This window comes from Thauera sp. AutoDN2 (assembly GCF_051280715.1).
GTDB lineage: Bacteria > Pseudomonadota > Gammaproteobacteria > Burkholderiales > Rhodocyclaceae > Thauera.
In genome coordinates this window covers 1-1738 of sequence record NZ_JBNCAR010000092.1, presented here as the reverse complement: position 1 = coordinate 1738, position 1738 = coordinate 1, and the positions used below count along the sequence as shown (strand labels likewise).

General features: G+C 62.4%; 2 protein-coding genes. Both read left to right on the top strand.

Annotated features, from left to right (window positions below; all coding sequences use genetic code 11):
• Nucleotides 1–422, top strand: a 422-nt coding sequence (locus tag ACPT9U_RS17610) for a winged helix-turn-helix domain-containing protein (RefSeq protein ID WP_435751908.1), incomplete at its 5' end; no start/stop codon positions are given.
• Between the two features lie 2 nt (nt 423–424).
• A partial coding sequence (locus ACPT9U_RS17605) for a heavy metal sensor histidine kinase (protein WP_435751907.1) occupies nt 425–1738 on the top strand: 1314 nt, incomplete at its 3' end.

The following is a 1738-nucleotide window of genomic DNA, read 5'->3' as shown; positions in this document are numbered from 1 at the left end:
GCCTGCAGGCGGGTGCCGACGATTACCTGGTGAAGCCGTTTGCTCTGTCCGAGTTGCTCGCTCGCGTGCAGGCCTTGTTGCGGCGCGGTGCCTTGCGCTCGGATAGCCAGGATTCAACGGTGCTCCGTTTGGCGGACCTCGAACTCGACCTGGTTCGGCGCAAGGCGTCACGATCCGGGCAGCGCCTCGACCTGACCGCCAAGGAGTTCACGTTGCTGACGTTGCTGCTGCGCCGGCAAGGGCAGGTCCTTTCCCGTACCGCGCTCGCAGCGCAGGTGTGGGACATGAATTTCGACAGCAATACGAACGTGGTCGAAGTTGCGGTGCGCCGGTTGCGCGGCAAGATCGACGACGCTTTCGAGAAGAAGTTGTTGCATACCGTGCGCGGCATGGGATACGTCCTTGAGGACCGGAAGCCCTGAGAATGCGCAATCCGCGTTCGCTTAGCCGCTGGTTATCGTGGTGGCTCGCCGTGCTGGCCTCGCTGGGGCTCGGCTTGGTCTGCTCGATCGTTTACGTGGGCGCGAGTCTAAATCTCTCCAACAAGCAGACGGACGAACTGCGGCACAAGCGGGACATAGTGCGCCATCTCGTCGGCGAGATCGCAACGCGGGACGCGTTGCCGAGCCTGCGTCACAAGCTCGACGACTTCTTTGTGGGCCATGCCAACCTCGAGTTACGGCTGATCCAGGGATCTGACGCTCTTCTGTACGCAACTCCGGCGCGTTCAAGCCCCGGCGCAATCCTGCGGCGGGATGAGTTCGAAATCTCCGTGCCATGGTCGCCCACAACCATGCTGCGCGCCGAATTGATACTCGACAGCAGCGCCGACGCGCTGCTTTTGGAGCAGTTGGCCTGGACGCTACTCGCGAGCGCCCTTGGTGGAGCGGCGGCCATCTCAGTGGGCGGCGCATGGCTCGTTCGTAGAGCGCTCTTGCCTGTTCGCGACCTGGCTCGACAAGCAGCGGCCCTAAGCCCGGAAAGCGTTGGACAGCCGCTTGACGGCTCCGCCCAGGCACAGGAGCTTCAGCCGTTGGTCACACAATTCAACGCGCTCCTGGTTCGATTGAACCGCGCATATCAACAACTGGAAGGGTTCAACGCCGATGTCGCTCACGAGCTGCGCACACCGCTGGCGACCTTGATTGGTGAGACCGAGCTAGCTCTGAGTCGTCAGCGCGATGTCGCCGAACTGCGCGATGTGCTCGGATCGAACCTCGAGGATCTTCAACTTTTAGCGGGGCTGGTCAATGACATGTTGTTCTTGTCCCGGGCCGATCGCGGGGAGCGCGCCCGTCGCCACCGTGTGGATAGCCTGGCCGAACTGGTGTCCGAGGTCATCGAATTCCACGAAGCGTCAATGCAGGAGGCCGGCGTGACTGCGCGCTTACGCGGTGACGGCATGGGCACAGTCGATGCTGGGTTGGTTAGGCGTGCGCTCTCGAACCTGCTCGCCAATGCGACCCGTTTTGCAGAGCGCGGATCGGTGATCGAGGTCGATATCAAGCAGGACGCAGATGGCCGCATTTGCCTGTCTGTCAGCAACACGGGCCCTGTCATCCCCCCGGAGCATTTGCCTCGTCTATTCGACCGCTTTTATCGGGTTGATGGGGCCCGCGAACATCGCGACCATAACCACGGGCTCGGCTTGGCGATCGTAGCTGCGATCGCGCGAATGCATGGCGGCGCCACCTTTGTGCGGTCAGCTGCCGGAACGACGAGCGTTGGCCTTACCATG